This is a genomic window from Tatumella citrea, from assembly GCF_002163585.1.
Taxonomy (GTDB): Bacteria; Pseudomonadota; Gammaproteobacteria; order Enterobacterales; family Enterobacteriaceae; genus Tatumella; species Tatumella citrea.
Map to the genome: position 1 here is coordinate 3,129,456 of NZ_CP015579.1, position 15,739 is coordinate 3,145,194.

Annotated in this window: 17 protein-coding genes; 3 read left to right on the top strand and 14 right to left on the bottom strand. The window is 49.8% G+C overall.

Annotated features, from left to right (window positions below; genetic code table 11):
* Positions 1–17 precede the first annotated feature (17 nt).
* Together A7K98_RS14970 and ndk are read right to left on the bottom strand one after the other, a co-directional pair.
* Complete coding sequence (locus A7K98_RS14970; protein WP_087489286.1) at positions 18–1,184, bottom strand: bifunctional tRNA (adenosine(37)-C2)-methyltransferase TrmG/ribosomal RNA large subunit methyltransferase RlmN; 1,167 nt, start codon at positions 1,182–1,184, stop codon at positions 18–20.
* 190 nt (positions 1,185–1,374) lie between these two features.
* A complete protein-coding gene (gene ndk / locus A7K98_RS14975) occupies positions 1,375–1,806 on the bottom strand; it encodes a nucleoside-diphosphate kinase (protein WP_038022177.1) in 432 nt (143 codons plus the stop codon).
* 344 nt (positions 1,807–2,150) lie between these two features.
* Between ndk and sseA the strand changes: the two genes are divergently transcribed.
* Entirely contained in the window at positions 2,151–2,993 is an 843-nt protein-coding gene (gene sseA, locus A7K98_RS14980; RefSeq protein WP_087489287.1) for a 3-mercaptopyruvate sulfurtransferase, read from the top strand.
* A gap of 34 nt (positions 2,994–3,027) precedes the next feature.
* On the opposite strand, the gene sseB is transcribed toward sseA, so the two are convergent.
* The 11 genes from sseB to trmJ form a co-directional block, all read right to left on the bottom strand.
* Positions 3,028–3,801, bottom strand: a complete 774-nt coding sequence (gene sseB, locus A7K98_RS14985) for an enhanced serine sensitivity protein SseB (protein WP_087489288.1) — start codon at positions 3,799–3,801, stop codon at positions 3,028–3,030.
* A 62-nt stretch (positions 3,802–3,863) separates the two neighbouring features.
* On the bottom strand, positions 3,864–5,150 hold the full coding sequence (gene pepB / locus A7K98_RS14990; RefSeq protein WP_087489289.1) for an aminopeptidase PepB: 1,287 nt from the start codon (positions 5,148–5,150) through the stop codon (positions 3,864–3,866).
* 18 nt (positions 5,151–5,168) lie between these two features.
* Positions 5,169–5,369: a Fe-S cluster assembly protein IscX gene (gene iscX, locus A7K98_RS14995; protein WP_087489290.1), complete on the bottom strand. Its 201-nt coding sequence runs from the start codon at positions 5,367–5,369 to the stop codon at positions 5,169–5,171.
* Positions 5,370–5,425: 56 nt separating this feature from the next.
* Positions 5,426–5,761 carry an ISC system 2Fe-2S type ferredoxin gene (gene fdx / locus A7K98_RS15000; protein ID WP_087489291.1) on the bottom strand — a complete coding sequence of 112 codons (336 nt, stop codon included), beginning with the start codon at positions 5,759–5,761 and terminating at the stop codon, positions 5,426–5,428.
* A gap of 2 nt (positions 5,762–5,763) precedes the next feature.
* Positions 5,764–7,614, bottom strand: coding sequence for a Fe-S protein assembly chaperone HscA (hscA, locus tag A7K98_RS15005; RefSeq protein WP_087489292.1), 1,851 nt, complete (start codon positions 7,612–7,614; stop codon positions 5,764–5,766).
* Between the two features lie 14 nt (positions 7,615–7,628).
* Complete coding sequence (gene hscB / locus A7K98_RS15010) at positions 7,629–8,144, bottom strand: co-chaperone HscB (RefSeq protein ID WP_087489293.1); 516 nt, start codon at positions 8,142–8,144, stop codon at positions 7,629–7,631.
* 78 nt (positions 8,145–8,222) lie between these two features.
* The gene (gene iscA / locus A7K98_RS15015) at positions 8,223–8,546 is read right to left on the bottom strand and encodes an iron-sulfur cluster assembly protein IscA (RefSeq protein WP_038022191.1); all 324 of its coding nucleotides are present in this window, start codon (positions 8,544–8,546) and stop codon (positions 8,223–8,225) included.
* Between the two features lie 13 nt (positions 8,547–8,559).
* Entirely contained in the window at positions 8,560–8,946 is a 387-nt protein-coding gene (iscU, locus tag A7K98_RS15020) for a Fe-S cluster assembly scaffold IscU (protein WP_038022194.1), read from the bottom strand.
* A 21-nt stretch (positions 8,947–8,967) separates the two neighbouring features.
* The gene (locus tag A7K98_RS15025; RefSeq protein WP_087489294.1) at positions 8,968–10,182 is read right to left on the bottom strand and encodes an IscS subfamily cysteine desulfurase; all 1,215 of its coding nucleotides are present in this window, start codon (positions 10,180–10,182) and stop codon (positions 8,968–8,970) included.
* A gap of 84 nt (positions 10,183–10,266) precedes the next feature.
* Complete coding sequence (gene iscR / locus A7K98_RS15030; protein WP_087489295.1) at positions 10,267–10,767, bottom strand: Fe-S cluster assembly transcriptional regulator IscR; 501 nt, start codon at positions 10,765–10,767, stop codon at positions 10,267–10,269.
* Positions 10,768–10,914: 147 nt separating this feature from the next.
* Positions 10,915–11,655 (bottom strand): tRNA (cytosine(32)/uridine(32)-2'-O)-methyltransferase TrmJ, encoded by a 741-nt coding sequence (trmJ, locus tag A7K98_RS15035; RefSeq protein ID WP_087489296.1) that lies wholly within the window; start codon positions 11,653–11,655, stop codon positions 10,915–10,917.
* Positions 11,656–11,773: 118 nt separating this feature from the next.
* On the opposite strand from trmJ, the gene suhB reads away from it, so the two are divergent.
* Together suhB and csiE are read left to right on the top strand one after the other, a co-directional pair.
* The gene (suhB, locus tag A7K98_RS15040) at positions 11,774–12,577 is read left to right on the top strand and encodes an inositol-1-monophosphatase (RefSeq protein ID WP_087489297.1); all 804 of its coding nucleotides are present in this window, start codon (positions 11,774–11,776) and stop codon (positions 12,575–12,577) included.
* A gap of 232 nt (positions 12,578–12,809) precedes the next feature.
* Positions 12,810–14,084 carry a stationary phase inducible protein CsiE gene (gene csiE / locus A7K98_RS15045; protein ID WP_087489298.1) on the top strand — a complete coding sequence of 425 codons (1,275 nt, stop codon included), beginning with the start codon at positions 12,810–12,812 and terminating at the stop codon, positions 14,082–14,084.
* A gap of 97 nt (positions 14,085–14,181) precedes the next feature.
* Here csiE and glyA read toward each other — a convergent pair whose 3' ends face one another.
* Positions 14,182–15,435, bottom strand: coding sequence for a serine hydroxymethyltransferase (gene glyA, locus A7K98_RS15050; RefSeq protein WP_087489299.1), 1,254 nt, complete (start codon positions 15,433–15,435; stop codon positions 14,182–14,184).
* Positions 15,436–15,739: the final 304 nt, after the last annotated feature.

The window sequence follows — 15,739 nt, forward strand, 5'->3', positions numbered from 1 at the left end:
GCCCTGATTGCTTAAGCTTAGACAGCCTTCACAGAGATTTCTTCACCTGCCGCTTTTTTGCGCATGGTACGTTTAGTCCGGTCGATAACATCCCCGGCCAATTGTCCACAGGCAGCATCAATATCATCACCACGGGTTTTACGTACGATGGTGGTAAAGCCATAATCCATCAGCACTTTAGAAAAACGGTCAACCCGGCTGTTAGAACTCCGGCCGTAAGGCGCTCCCGGGAAGGGGTTCCATGGAATCAGGTTAATTTTGCATGGGGTATTTTTCAGGACTTCCGCCAGTTGGTGTGCATGATCCGTACTGTCATTCACATGATCTAACAGAACATATTCAACAGTCACACGCCCCTGGTTGGCGTTCGATTTTTCCATATAGCGTTTTACCGACTGCAGGAAAGTTTCGATATTGTATTTTTTGTTGATCGGTACGATATCGTCACGCAGTGCGTCGTTCGGGGCATGCAGAGAAATTGCCAGCGCAACATCTATCATATCTCCCAGCTTATCCAGCGCCGGGACAACACCCGATGTTGAAAGCGTCACACGACGTTTTGACAGACCAAATCCGAAATCATCCAGCATGATCTCCATCGCCGGAACCACATTGTTCAGGTTCAGCAGTGGTTCACCCATCCCCATCATCACCACATTGGTGATAGGACGCTGACCAGTCACTTTGGCAGCACCGATGATTTTGGCGGCACGCCAGACCTGACCGATAATTTCAGAAACCCGCAGGTTACGGTTAAAGCCCTGTTGCGCAGTGGAACAGAATTTACACTCCAGCGCACAACCCACCTGAGATGAAACACACAGGGTCGCGCGATCATTTTCAGGGATATACACCGTTTCAACTAACTGATCACCGACACGGATAGCCCACTTGATAGTGCCATCAGAAGAACGCATCTCTTCAGCGACTTCCGGCGCACGAATTTCGGCCACCTGGCTCAGTTTCTGCCGCAGGACTTTATTAATGTCGGTCATTTGCTCAAAGTCATCACTGCAATAGTGATAAATCCACTTCATGACCTGATCGGCACGAAACGGTTTTTCCCCGAGCTGAAGGAAAAATTCACGCATTTGCTGGCGGTTTAAATCCAGCAGATTGATTTTGGCTTTTGGCGACGCGGCGACAGGCGTGACGGATACAGGAGTTGCTGCAGGTTCGGACATAATAATCTCTGGCCTCGTTGTTACACGTTATGGCACGGTTATAGGTAGACAGTTAAAAAGGAACACCCCTGCAGAACGATCTGCAGGGGTGCTCATTGTACATTATCTGTTGCGGGATGCCATTCAGGGTCGCCCCGTTTACTGACTATTTTGTCACTGTTTATTTACAGTGACTGCCCGCAGGGACAGATTAACGGGTACGCGGGCAAACTTCACCTTCAGCGAAGAAGTAAGCAATTTCACGTGCCGCTGATTCCTGAGAATCAGAACCGTGAGTTGCGTTTTCAGTGAAGCTGTCAGCGTAGTCGGCGCGTAAAGTACCCGCCAGAGCGTTATCAGGGTTAGTTGCACCCATCAGGTCACGGTGACGCTGAACGGCATTTTCGCCTTCCAGAACAGAAACAACAACCGGACCTGAAGTCATGAATTCTACCAGACCATCAAAGAAAGGACGGCCTTTGTGTTCTGCATAGAAACCTTCAGCCTGTTCTTTGGTCAGGTGCAGCATTTTTGCAGCAACAATTTTGAAGCCAGCGCTTTCAAAACGGTTATAGATAGCACCAATCACGTTTTTAGCAACTGCGTTTGGCTTGATAATAGAAAACGTACGTTCGATTGTCATTTTGACCTCAGTCTGAACTTCCACAATAAATCACCCGAACGGTTAAAGCCGACTGAAAACAGTGTACGAAATAACCATTCCGGCGAAGAAACGGCGCAAATTATAGGGGTCTGCGCCGCCATTGCCTACGGTAAATCGCATTTTTTTTGAAAAAATCCTGAGACGGGCCGCAGAATCGCAAAATGGTGAGCAATTCATGACCATTTTCGCTTTTACCGTTAACCGGAGTCTGTCTCTGAAGCTGACGTGCTGAACACAGCAATGCCACCTTTTTTCACCGTGAGATCTTGAGCTGGCTGGTAAAATCACCGACACTCAAAAAAAGCAATTGCACAGGAGAGGCTATGAATCCGGCACTTTTTGTCACTACCGACTGGCTGTCCGGGCATCAGAACGATGAACAGCTACAAATTCTCGATGCCAGAATGCTACCTCCGGGTCAGGAACTGACCCGCAATATCACCAATGAATATCTGGCCGGGCATCTGCCTGGTGCGCCCTTCTTTGATATTGAAGCGTTGTCAGACCATAGCAGTCCCTTCCCACATATGTTGCCACGGCCTGAGGCTTTTGCAGTCGCTATGCGCGAACTGGGGGTCGACAGTGATAAGCATCTGATAGTTTACGATGAAGGTAATCTGTTCTCTGCTCCACGGGCCTGGTGGATGTTACGTCATTTCGGTGTGGCACAAGTCTCTATTCTGGCTGGCGGATTGCAGGCCTGGAAAGCGGCAGGATTACCAACAGAAACGGGGAATCCGTCACTGGAGGATGGGAATTTCGACGCCCATCCTCAGCCGGGGCAGGTTAAACGGTTAAATGATGTCCTGCTGACCAGTCATGAAGGGGGAGCTCAGATTATTGATGCCCGTTCTGCGGCCCGTTTTAATGCCGAAGTAGATGAGCCCCGCCCTGGCCTGAAGCGTGGTCATATTCCAGGTAGCCTGAATGTGCCGTGGAATACGCTGGTTACCGATGGCCGGTTACTTGAGGATGAGCAGTTACGTGAGGTATTCCGTGCCGCCGGAGTGGACGTCAGCCAACCGGTAATCGCCAGTTGTGGTTCCGGAGTTACCGCCGTGGTCGTGTTAGCAGCACTGGCTCAGTTGGGAAATAACGATGCCACGCTATATGACGGTTCCTGGGGAGAATGGGGAAGCCGCGACGATTTGCCGGGCGTGCTATAACATCAATGTTCCGGGGGAGTATCCCCCGGAGACATTACAGAATACGCTGTCCGCCTTTCAAATCCAGCCCGCGCAGAAAACTGCCGTGCGGACGCTGGTAAAAGGGTTCAATATGGGCGGTGAAGAAGTGACTGACACCCGACGCCTGCTCATTCACTTCACAAAAATCAATTAGTGCATCATCCGGCAAAGTATCTATCGCAACATGCCCGGCCGCCTGAATAATCTCCTGCAGATCAGCACTCGCTTCAATACCAATCAACAGATTACCTTCCTGCTCAGCACTTTCACGACACCAGGCAAGAAATGCTCTGCGTACCGGTTTGTATTTGCCAAACAACTGCTTTAACGACGAAACCAGCTGAGCCGGAGGCTGTTCTACTGCCGACAGCAACAAGGTTTGCCCGTGGTCCGGAACACTGAACTCGCTGAGTGCATTCCCTGCCCCACTGAGCAGAGCGCGAATTTCAGCCGCAGTAAACTCTTTACCACTGCTGAGCTTTGGATTCAGGAACAGTGTTTCGCCGCTGGTCATTTCAAACAATGCCCTGGCGCTCAGTTTCAGTCGCGGCTTGTTTTCACCTGCAGCTTCGATAAACGCTGCTTCCGAAGTAAAGAACGGGATAACTGACTGCCCGTCATCTTTTTCCCAGTGTTCCAGCGAGTAACTGGCACTGTTTTCTGTCTCACCGGCAGACTGACTGCCGGCAGTCCAGACTTCAGATTCCAACAGTCGCTGAAAAAACTCAGGACGGTGAGCCGGCTCAGTAGCCGCTTTACTCAGTAGATCTTCAAGTGATGTCTGCATTTGTGACCTGCCCGAAAAACAAGGGCAGACCAGGGTCTGCCCAAAAATAACTGCCTGCTAAATTATTTGAGTAACAAATTAGCCAGAGTACGCACACCCAGCCCTGTCGCACCGGCTGACCACTGGTCAACGGCACTTTTACGGTAAGTGGCAGAACAGTCAATATGCAGCCAGCCTTGCTGGTAATCTTCGACAAACCAGGAGAGGAAAGCCGCCGCACTGCTTGCTCCGGCAGAATGTGCCGCGCTGGCAATGTTGTTCAGATCAGCAAAGTTTGATGGCAGATGCTGACGGTGGAATTCAGCCAGCGGTAAACGCCAGAACTGTTCACCTTCGGCTTCTGCGCTGCTCATCAGTTTAGCGGCCAGTTGGTCATCAAAGCTAAACAACGCATGATAATCATTACCCAGTGCAGTTTTAGCAGCACCGGTGAGCGTTGCAGCGTCAATCAACAAACGTGGTTTTTGTGCACTGGCGTCAATCAGCCCATCAGCAAGCACCAGCCGACCTTCAGCATCGGTATTCATGACTTCTACTGATTTACCGTTACGATAACGAATAATATCACCCAGTCGTAACGCACCACCACTGACCATATTATCGGCACAGCAGAGGATTAGCTTCACGCGTTTATTCAAACCACGACTAATTGCCAAAGCCAGTGCCCCGGTCAGAGTGGCAGCACCACCCATATCCGATTTCATCGAATCCATAAAGTTACTGCCTTTCAGGCTGTAACCGCCGGTATCGAAAGTAATCCCTTTCCCCACCAGGCTGATATCTACCGGTTCGGCTTCATCACCTGCCGGGTTGAAATCAAGTGTCAGCAATACCGGAGGTCGGGTAGAACCACGGCCGACAATATGTAATCCGTTGTAGCCTTGCTCCCGCAGATCTTCGCCCTTGGTGATGCGATACTTCACTGCATCACCACCCAGCCCGGTCAACAGATCAATAGCAGCACCAGCCAGTTCTTCCGGCCCCAGCTCTTCTGCAGGCAAGTTAATAACATCACGAACCCAGTCAACGATTTTTAGCCGGTTCTGGAATTCCTGTTTATCACTGTCACTCAACGCCGGCCACTGAACTTCACGATGGCCTTTAGGCGAACGGAAACCCTGCCAGAATGCCCAGCAGCGTTCGAGATCCCAGTGTTCTCCGGTCAGTTCAACCGAACGGATCCCCTGACCATCAATTCTGTGTGCAGCACGCTGGATAACCTGTAACTCATTCCCTGAAGAAAGGTGAATAGTCATCCCCTGATCAGCGCTGGAAATAATGGCTTTTTCTCCCCAACGGGCATCTGCGGCCTGCTGGCTGAGTCTGATCTGCATAATTTGTGTGGTCATGAAATCACTCCTTAATCGTTATTCGTACTCATCCATCCAGACTAACAGAATTGCTTCGAGGATTTTTTCATTAGAAGCTTCAGGATTATCATCAAAACCTTCCAGTTCACAAACCCATTGGTGTAAGTCGGTAAACCGGACTGTTTTCGGGTCAGTATCCGGATAGAGATCGTAAAGTGCTTCGCCGATGGTACGGCTGTCGGTCCATTTAATTGACATTTTGCTTCCTCAGACACAAAAAAGGCCGGAAATCTCCGGCCCAAAGGGAATATAAATTAATGTTCGCGTGCGTGGTTCAGGGTATAACGCGGGAATTCCACGACTAAATCTTCATCGGCAACGCGCGCCTGGCAACTCAGACGACTGTCTGGTTCAAGCCCCCAGGCTTTATCCAGCATATCATCTTCATCATCGGTGCTTTCAGCCAGCGAGTCGAATCCTTCACGAACTACGCAGTGACAGGTGGTACAGGCACATGATTTTTCACAGGCATGTTCAACTTCGATCCCGTTGCGTAATGCAACATCCAGGATAGTTTCACCAGGTGCAGCATCATAGACCCCGCCTTCAGGCAGCAGATCTTTATGGGGTAAAATTACAATTTTAGGCATTCTTAAACCTCATCCACAGAGTGTCCGGTCAGTGCCCGACGAATTGAGTTATCCATCCGGCGTGCGGCAAACTCCTGAGTCACTTGATCCAATAATTTAATTCCGGCAGCTATCTGTGCCTCGTCATTACCTTCCACAGCATCCCGCAGACTGTCCTGTGCATCGCGGATTTGCTGCAGTTCTTCTGCAGAAAGTAACGCACTGTCTTCTTTGAGTGCACCGTCGAGGCTTTCCAGCACTCGCAGGCCATCCACTTTTTGTTCTGCCAGTTTCCGGGCTGCCACATCATCACGTGCGTATGTCATTGAGTCAGTGATCATTGTCGCTATCTCATTTTCAGTCAGACCGTAAGACGGTTTTACCTGAATAGACGCTTCAACACCGGTAGACTTTTCCATCGCGGTGACGCTCAGCAGACCATCAGCATCTACCTGGAAAGTGACACGGATGTGTGCACCACCTGCTGGCAGCGGTGGCAGACCGCGCAGAGCAAACCGTGCCAGCGAACGGCAATCACTGACCAGTTCGCGTTCACCCTGAACCACATGAATACTCATTGCTGTCTGAGCATCTTTAAAAGTGGTAAATTCCTGAGCGCGCGCCACAGGAATTGTGGTATTGCGCGGAATCACTTTTTCAGTCAATCCGCCCATGGTCTCTAGTCCCAGTGACAATGGAATGACATCCAGCAGCAACATATCACTGTCAGGCTTATTACCTACCAGGATATCAGCCTGAATTGCAGCCCCTAATGCTACCACTTTATCGGGGTCAATAGAGGTCAGCGGTTGACGGGCAAAGAACTCACCCACGCTCTCACGAACGGCCGGAGTTCTTGTCGAGCCACCGACCATAACAACTTCGTTGACTTCATCAACGCTGACACCAGCATCTTTCAGGGTGCGGCGGCAGGCGATTAGCGTCCGTTTGACCAGTGGAGCAATCAGCGCAGTAAACTGTTCACGGCTGATGGTTCCCTGCCAGTCTCCCACTGCAACAGACGTACTCTCGTTATCGCTAAGGGCAATTTTTGTGGCGGTAGCAATATCCAGGATCTGTCGCTGTAATTTGCGATCACTCAGATCACTAATACCAGCTTCACGGCAGATCCATTCGGCTAACAGCTGATCGAAGTCATCACCACCGAGCGCAGAATCTCCGCCGGTAGCCAGAACTTCAAACACTCCACGGCTGAGACGCAATATAGAGATGTCAAAGGTTCCGCCGCCTAAATCATAAACCGCGATCACGCCTTCCTGCCCGGAATCAAGCCCGTAAGCAACAGCGGCAGCCGTCGGTTCGTTCAGCAGTCGTAGCACATTAAGACCGGCTAAACGTGCGGCATCTTTGGTTCCCTGACGCTGAGCGTCATCAAAATAGGCCGGTACCGTAATGACCACCCCGTCCAGTTCGCCGCCTAAAGATTCCCGGGCCCTGACCGCCAGTTCTGTCAGAATATCTCCTGACACCTGAATCGGGTTGATCAGACCTGAGGGGGTTTCCATCATCGGCAGGCCATTTTCACTGGCCCTGAACTGGTAAGGAAGGTGCGGATAGCGCTGCTGAATATCAGCCAGCGAACGGCCTATCAGGCGCTTCACCGAGCTAAAGGTATGTTGCGGATCAGTGGCTGCCTGCGCACGGGCATCCCAGCCGATAATCAACTGTCCCGGCCGGTAGTTCACCACTGAAGGTAACAAATGACGCCCCAGCTCATCCGGCAGCGTTTCTGCCTGTCCGCTACGAACTGTCGCCACTAAAGAATGGGTCGTACCAAGATCAATACCTGCAGCCAGCTTACGCTGATGAGGTGCAGCACTTAACCCTGGTTCACTGATTTGTAATAACGCCATAACGAGCTTCCCGTTTAAAAATCCAGCAATTTCTCTTCCAGCTTCTCTGCTTCGACGCGCAATCTGAAGAGAAATCGTAGCTTACGCACGGTATCCGCCGCTTCCGGCCATTGCTGCTGAGCAAATAACTGGCGCATTTGCTGACTGCGCTGCTGTTCCATATCATTCAGGCGGCTGAAATACGATGCCAGTGCATCACTGTTTTTCTGCTGTTCGATACCTTCCAGCTCTTCACGCAACTCCAGTTGCTCCATCAGAAAAGCCGTATCACGGACAGTGTGCTGTTCGTTATTAATATCGAACCCATGCAGAGACAACAGATATTCTGCCCGGGAGAGTGGCTGGCGCAGGGCCTGATAGCCCTGATTGATCGAGGCCGCATGCTGTAATGCTTTCAGCCGTTCTGCTTCCGGAGAGGTCGCAAACTTGTCAGGATGATACTGACGTTGCAGTGTCTGGAAATTGTCAGCCAGTACTGCGGTATCAATATCAAAGGATTCTGGCAAATCAAACAGGGTAAAATAATTCATAACCGGCCCGAATCTGAGAAAAAAATAAAAAAAACGCCCCAGCAGGCTGGGGCAGATGTTCAGTGTATGACACAGAAATTATACGTTGAAACTCTCGCCGCAACCGCACTCATCTTTCACGTTCGGATTGTTGAATTTAAAGCCTTCATTCAGGCCCTCCTTCACAAAATCCAGTTCTGTGCCATCCAGATAAACGAGGCTTTTGCCATCGACAACGACTCTGACGCCCTTCTGCTCAAACACAGTGTCTTCAGGCTGTGGTTCGTCTACAAACTCGAGCACATAGGCCATACCAGAGCAGCCTGATGTTCTTACGCCTAAACGTAACCCATAACCTGAGCCACGGTTTGCCAGAAAACTACTGACACGCGCAGCAGCGGAATCGCTCAGGGAAATCGACATCTCTCACCCTCGCTTACTTATCAGTTTTTTTGCTCTTATAGTCAGCAATCGCTGCTTTAATCGCATCTTCAGCCAGAATAGAACAGTGGATTTTTACCGGTGGTAATTCCAGTTCTTCAGCAATTTGCATGTTAGAAATGCTCTGAGCTTCATCCAGAGACTTACCTTTCACCCATTCGGTGATCAGTGAGCTGGAAGCGATAGCTGAACCACAACCGTAAGTTTTGAAACGTGCATCTTCGATGATGCCGTTATCACTTACTTTGATCTGCAGTTTCATAACGTCACCACAGGCAGGTGCACCTACCATGCCGCTACCGATAGTCGGGTCAGCATTGTCAAAAGAACCCACGTTGCGGGGATTTTCGTAGTGATCAATTACTTTTTCGCTGTAAGCCATTTTAAATTCTCCTGAAGACTGTTAGTGATGCGCCCATTCGATGCTGTTCAAATCGATACCTGCTTTAAACATTTCCCACAACGGAGAAAGGTCACGCAGCCGGCCGATAGAATTGCGCACCAGATTGATGGCATAGTCGATTTCTTCTTCAGTAGTAAAACGTCCTAAAGAGAAACGAATTGAGCTGTGGGCCAGTTCATCGTTCATACCCAGAGCGCGCAGTACATAAGACGGCTCCAGACTCGCAGACGTACAGGCTGAACCAGAAGATACGGCCAGATCTTTCAGGGCCATAATCAGCGACTCACCTTCAACGTAGTTAAAGCTGATGTTGACAATATTCGGTGCGCCATTTTCGAGATCACCATTCAGGTAAACCTCTTCCATGTCTTTCACACCATTCCACAGACGGTCACGCAGACGACGCAGACGAGCCATCTCGGTATCCATCTCTTCTTTCGCGATACGGTAAGCTTCACCCATACCGACAATCTGATGAACTGCCAGGGTGCCTGAACGCATGCCGCGCTCATGACCGCCACCGTGAATCTGCGCTTCCAGACGAACACGCGGTTTACGGCGAACATACAATGCACCGATACCTTTAGGTCCGTAGATTTTATGCGCAGAGAAAGACATTAAATCAACTTTCAGTTTACTCAGATCGATAGGCAGTTTACCTACGCTCTGGGTAGCATCAACGTGGAAGATAATTCCGCGTTCACGACAAATTTCACCAATGGCGGCAATATCCTGAACCACACCAATCTCATTATTAACATGCATAATGGAAATCAGAATGGTGTCTTCACGAATAGCATCCCGCAGGACAGCCAGATCAATAATACCGTTGGTCTGAGGTGTCAGATAAGTGACGTCAAATCCTTCTCTTTCCAGCTGACGGCAGGTATCCAGCACCGCTTTATGTTCGGTTTTACAGGTAATGATGTGCTTACCTTTTTTCTGATAGAACTGAGCCGCACCTTTAATTGCCAGGTTATCAGCTTCGGTCGCACCAGAGGTGAACACGATCTCGCGGGGATCAGCCCCGACCAGGTCTGCAATCTGATTACGTGCAATATCTACCGCTTCCTCTGACTGCCAGCCGAAACGGTGTGAACGGGAAGCGGGGTTACCAAACACCCCGTCCAGAGTCAGATACTGCATCATCTTCTCTGCAACACGCGGATCAGCCGGCGTGGTTGCAGAGTAATCCAGATAAATTGGTAATTTCATTGCTCTTAAACTCCGTACATCACTTCAATGCTAATAATTTATATTATGGCGAAGATATTACGCAGGCAAATAACGCCATAGTCTCTAGTTGTAAGCACGCAGCTTGACGTCAATGGCTGACTGCAGGCGTGGGTCAAGGAAACGTCGGTTATCATTATTTTGACGATCCGCTACCTCAAGAATTTCCTGATTATTCACTAATTCAGCCAGCGTGATATTATTCAGAAACTCACTGATTCTGTCACTTAAATCACGCCACAATACGTGCGTAAGGCAGCGTTCACCGCCCTGACAGCCTTCTTTACCCTGGCAACGGGTCGCATCGACAGACTCATCCACTGCCGTAATCACTGTTCCTACGGCAATCTGGCCGGCATCTTTACCCAGCAGATATCCACCACCAGGTCCGCGGACACTGGCCACCAGCCCATTTTTACGCAGGCGGGAAAACAGCTGTTCAAGATAAGAGAGCGAAATACCCTGACGCTCAGAAATATCGGCCAGAGGTACCGGGCCTTCATTGGAATGAAGTGCCACATCCAGCATGGCAGTGACAGCATAACGTCCTTTGGATGTCAGTCTCATCGTTATACGACCTCGATCAGTATCCGGTTACCGGAGTGTTAATAAAGTTGATAAACGTAAGTCTGACATTCCTGAGTAAAATGGTCAACTATTTAACCGGGTAAATTACTCAGGTATTTAACCGGACGTGCTGCCCGCTTTCCGGGACTACCCGCGGCTTTTCGGTTCCTTCTTTTCGAAAGACGACAGCATCCCGCGCAGAATATTCAGTTCATCGCGCTCCGGGCGGGCACGGGTGAACAGGCGACGTAATTTGCTCATCACCTGCCCTGGCTGGTCTTTACGCACAAAACCACTGTCCAGCATCATATTTTCGAGGTGGACATAAAAACGTTCCAGATCATCGACCAGTGGATACGGAGATTCTGCATACACCGGCGCCGGTGTTTTAGTGGCTTCAGCCTGTAGCCATGCCATCCGCACTTCGTAAGCAATTAGCTGTACTGCCATTGCCAGATTTAACGAGCTGTATTCAGGATTGGCCGGGATAGCAACATGGTAGTGACATTTTTGCAGTTCTTCGTTGGTCAGACCGACACGTTCACGGCCAAATACCAGTGCCACCGGAGCCTGCTGGCCTTCCTCAACACTTTTCACTCCACATTCTCTGGCATCGAGCATTGGCCACGGCAGTGAACGTGAACGGGCGCTGGTTCCGACGACCAGGCTACAACCGGAAATCGCTTCGTCCAGTGAATCAACGATGCTGGCATCACCGATTAAGTCGCTGGCACCGGCTGCAAGAGAAATTGCCTGAGAGTCAGGCTTAATCAGAGGGTTGACCAGATAAAGGCTGGAGAGGCCCATAGTCTTCATGGCACGGGCAACGGAGCCCATATTCCCGGTGTGTGATGTTTCCACCAGGACAATACGAATATTCTGCAACATAATTGGAGGCCGCTCTTAAAATGATGAAAGGATACTAACATAAAAAGAGACATTACCTGAACAGGCTGCTATACTTCTCCGCGTTTTTTCGTTCTTTAACATCCAGTGGGAATAACTGATGCATCCGATGCTGAACATCGCCGTGCGCGCTGCGCGCAAGGCCGGTAATTTAATCGCCAAACACTATGAAACGCCTGATGCTGTTGAAGCCAGTCAGAAAGGCAGCAACGACTTTGTGACTAATGTCGATCGCGAGGCGGAACGCCTGATTATTGAGGTGATTCGTAAATCTTACCCTCAGCACACCATCATCACCGAAGAAAGTGGTGAACTGGAAGGTGAAGATAAGGATGTTCAATGGGTTATTGATCCACTGGATGGCACCACCAACTTCATTAAACGTTTCCCGCATTTCTCTGTTTCAATCGCTGTACGTATTAAAGGCCGCACCGAAGTTGCCGTGGTCTACGATCCAATGCGTAACGAACTGTTCAGCGCAGCCCGTGGACAAGGCGCCCAGTTAAACGGTTACCGTTTGCGTGGGAGCTCTGCCCGTGATCTGGACGGTACTATTCTGGCTACCGGATTCCCGTTCAAAGTTAAACAACATGCTGCTCCGTTTATTAACGTAGTTGCCAAACTGTTCACTCAGTGTGCTGATTTCAGACGCACAGGTTCTGCCGCACTGGATCTGGCCTATGTTGCTGCCGGACGTACCGATGGTTACTTCGAAATTGGCCTGAAGCCATGGGACTTTGCTGCCGGTGAACTGCTGGTCCGTGAAGCCGGTGGTCTGGTCACCGATTTTACCGGTGGCCACGGTTATATCAGCTCAGGGAATATTGTTGCCGGTAACCCACGCGTAGTGCGGGCAATCCTGGCATCAATGCGTGATGAGTTAAGTGAAGCTCTGAAACGCTAATTCCGGGCAACGGCAGACTGTACTTTTGCAGCTGCCGTTGCTATTGTTGCCTGCTGTATTCGCCTTTCTCCCTCGCACTGTCACTTTCCCCCCTGTTACCAGGCTGTCCCCCTCTTTATACGAATAAAATGTGACTTCGCTTCAACCTCTGACTAAAACCTCCGGCAGATTCTTTCACCTTTTCTTATCATTAGTTAACCTCTGAAAATCCGTACTGCGCCGGGAGAGAATTATGAGCGAAGACCGACATACGCTGCCGGCATTATCCCGGAGCCAGCGGCAAAGCTACCTGACACTGCTATTAGTGATTGCGGATCATTCCCTCAGTGCTGCCCGGTTACAGCTGCCTGATATGCCTGACTTGACGGAAACAGAGCAAGACCTGCATCTGTTAACCGACATTCTGCGCAATAACTATCAGTTGCAGTTGGTGTCATTACCTGGCGAAGGTTACCGGCTCACTGGCAGTGAACTGCAAAAACGTATTTGTCTGTTTTCACATTTCAGACGCCTGTTACGCCAGACTCCGTCACTGGCAAATATTATCGCCCTGAAAGTCGAACAGCGGTTGCAAAACCGGAAGCTCCCTTCACTCGTTTTCGGATCTGAAACCTTCACACAATTTATTCCGGCTACCCTGCCATCACAGTTGTGCAGCCACCTGAATGACAGCAATCTGTTGCTGCTACAACTTGTGCTGAATTACTCTTTTGCCTCTGCCGAACGGGTGCGATTTAATACCCGCCAGCGCGAATGGTTAGGCGCTAAAGAGTGGTTGCCAATGGCCAATAATATTGCCACTTATTGCCAGCAGCAGGGCATGCCAGCAACATTACTACCAGAAGATGAAGTCCGTTTTCTGGCTCTTTTACTGACACTGCTGGATACCCCCTCCGGAAATCTCCAGCATGGTCACCTGCAAACACAGCTAATGAATGCCTCGGGACAACTGATTCACCGTTTTGGCCTGCTTTCCTCAATTGATATGTCGGGTAATATTTCCCTGCAGCAGAGGTTGTACTGCCACCTGAGTCTGGCTATTGAGCGGCACTATTTTTCTATCGGCATCGACAACAGTGTCAGCAATGAATTGATTGATATGTATCCGGGCATGTTCCGCCTGACATCACAGGCGCTATCAGTATTTGAACAACAATATCAGCTAACTTTCTCCCGACAGGAAACTATGCTGATAGCTTTGCTGCTGGTCTCCGGTGCAATGGAAGTTACCGGTTATGAGGAAAGGCAGATTATCGTTCTGACCAATGACAATCCGGAACTGGAACAGGAAGTAGAGAGGATTTTGCGAGAGTCGGTATTGTTGCCGGTAACTGTGCATCGTCAGACGCTTAACAGCTTCCGTCAATACGGCGCACCGCGTGGAGTTGCACTGGTGATCTCTCCTTATATAGTCCAGTTGCCGCTATTTTCTCCTCCGTTGATTCACACCGAACTGCCAATTACGGATCACCAACAAGAGTGCATCCGCAAAATACTGAGTGCATAAAAAAACGGCCCGCTGTTGAACTGCTTAATACAGTCACAGCGAGCCGTTTAAAGCGCTGATTACATGAGGTAATCAGCGACGCTCAGAATCAATAATCTCAGGCGTAAACCGGCAGGCGTGCACAGATTTCCAGCACTTTGCCTTTCACACGCTCGATAGTTGCTTCATCGTTAATGTTATCCAGAACATCAGCAATCCAGCCAGCCAGTTCGCGGACATCGGCTTCTTTAAAGCCACGACGAGTTACTGCCGGGGTACCAATACGGATACCTGAAGTCACAAACGGGCTTTTCGGATCATTAGGGACACTGTTTTTGTTCACAGTGATATTCGCACGTCCCAGCGCTGCATCAGCTTCTTTACCGGTCAGATTCTTATCCACCAGGTCCAGCAGGAACAGATGGTTATGAGTTCCACCGGAAACGATGTTGTAACCACGAGCCAGCAGAACTTCTACCATCGCTTTCGCGTTGACTGCAACCTGCTGCTGGTAAGCTTTAAACTCTGGTTCCATGGCTTCTTTCAGCGCAATCGCTTTACCAGCAATAACGTGCATCAGAGGACCGCCCTGGCCGCCAGGGAAAACAGCAGAGTTCAGTTTTTTGTACAGATCTTCATCACCACCCTTCGCCAGGATAAGGCCGCCACGCGGACCTGCCAGGGTTTTATGGGTAGTTGAAGTCACAACGTGTGCATGAGGAACCGGAGTCGGATAGACACCTGCAGCAACTAAGCCTGCAACGTGCGCCATATCAACGAATAACCACGCACCCACGCTGTCAGCAATCTCACGCATTTTTTCCCAGTCACACACACCTGAGTAAGCAGAAAATCCGCCGACAATCATTTTTGGCTGGTGCTGTCTAGCTAATTCAGCCAGTTCGTTGTAATCGATTTTGCCGCTTTCGTCGATGCCGTAAGGAACCACGTTATAAAGTTTACCGGACAGGTTGACCGGTGAGCCATGAGTCAGGTGACCACCGTGTGCCAGGTTCATCCCAAGGATGGTATCGCCGGGTTGCAGTAATGCGGTATAGACTGCAAAGTTAGCCTGAGAACCTGAATGTGGCTGGACGTTAGCAAAATCAGCGCCAAACAGCTCTTTTGCACGGTCAATTGCCAGTTGCTCTACGATGTCAACATATTCACATCCGCCGTAGTAACGCTTCCCGGGATAGCCTTCTGCGTATTTATTGGTAAGCTGTGAACCCTGAGCTTCCATTACGCGTGGGCTGGTGTAGTTTTCTGAAGCAATCAGTTCAATGTGCTCTTCCTGACGCACTTTTTCCTGCTCCATCGCTTCCCACAGTGGGGCATCATAATCGGCTATGTTCATATCTCGCTTTAACATCCGCATCTCCTGACTCAGCTAACCTAAAAACGGCATTTTAACACCCATCGGCGGGCAACGGCCAACAGTGTAAACTCTTTTAACGGTGGACGGTAGCCGGAATACACTCTTTTTGCGCAAACGATTGGCAATCAGCATTGTTGCGGATTAACTGCTGAAAATAAGCTCCTTTTTTCACCGGATTGTTTCCTGCTATCAGGCCTTATGATGATTTTCTCTGCAACATAAAAAGACCCTGTGAACACTAAGCCTGTTTACATTCTGCGTTGCTGGTAATAACATGCATTTAAAATACATGTTTAAT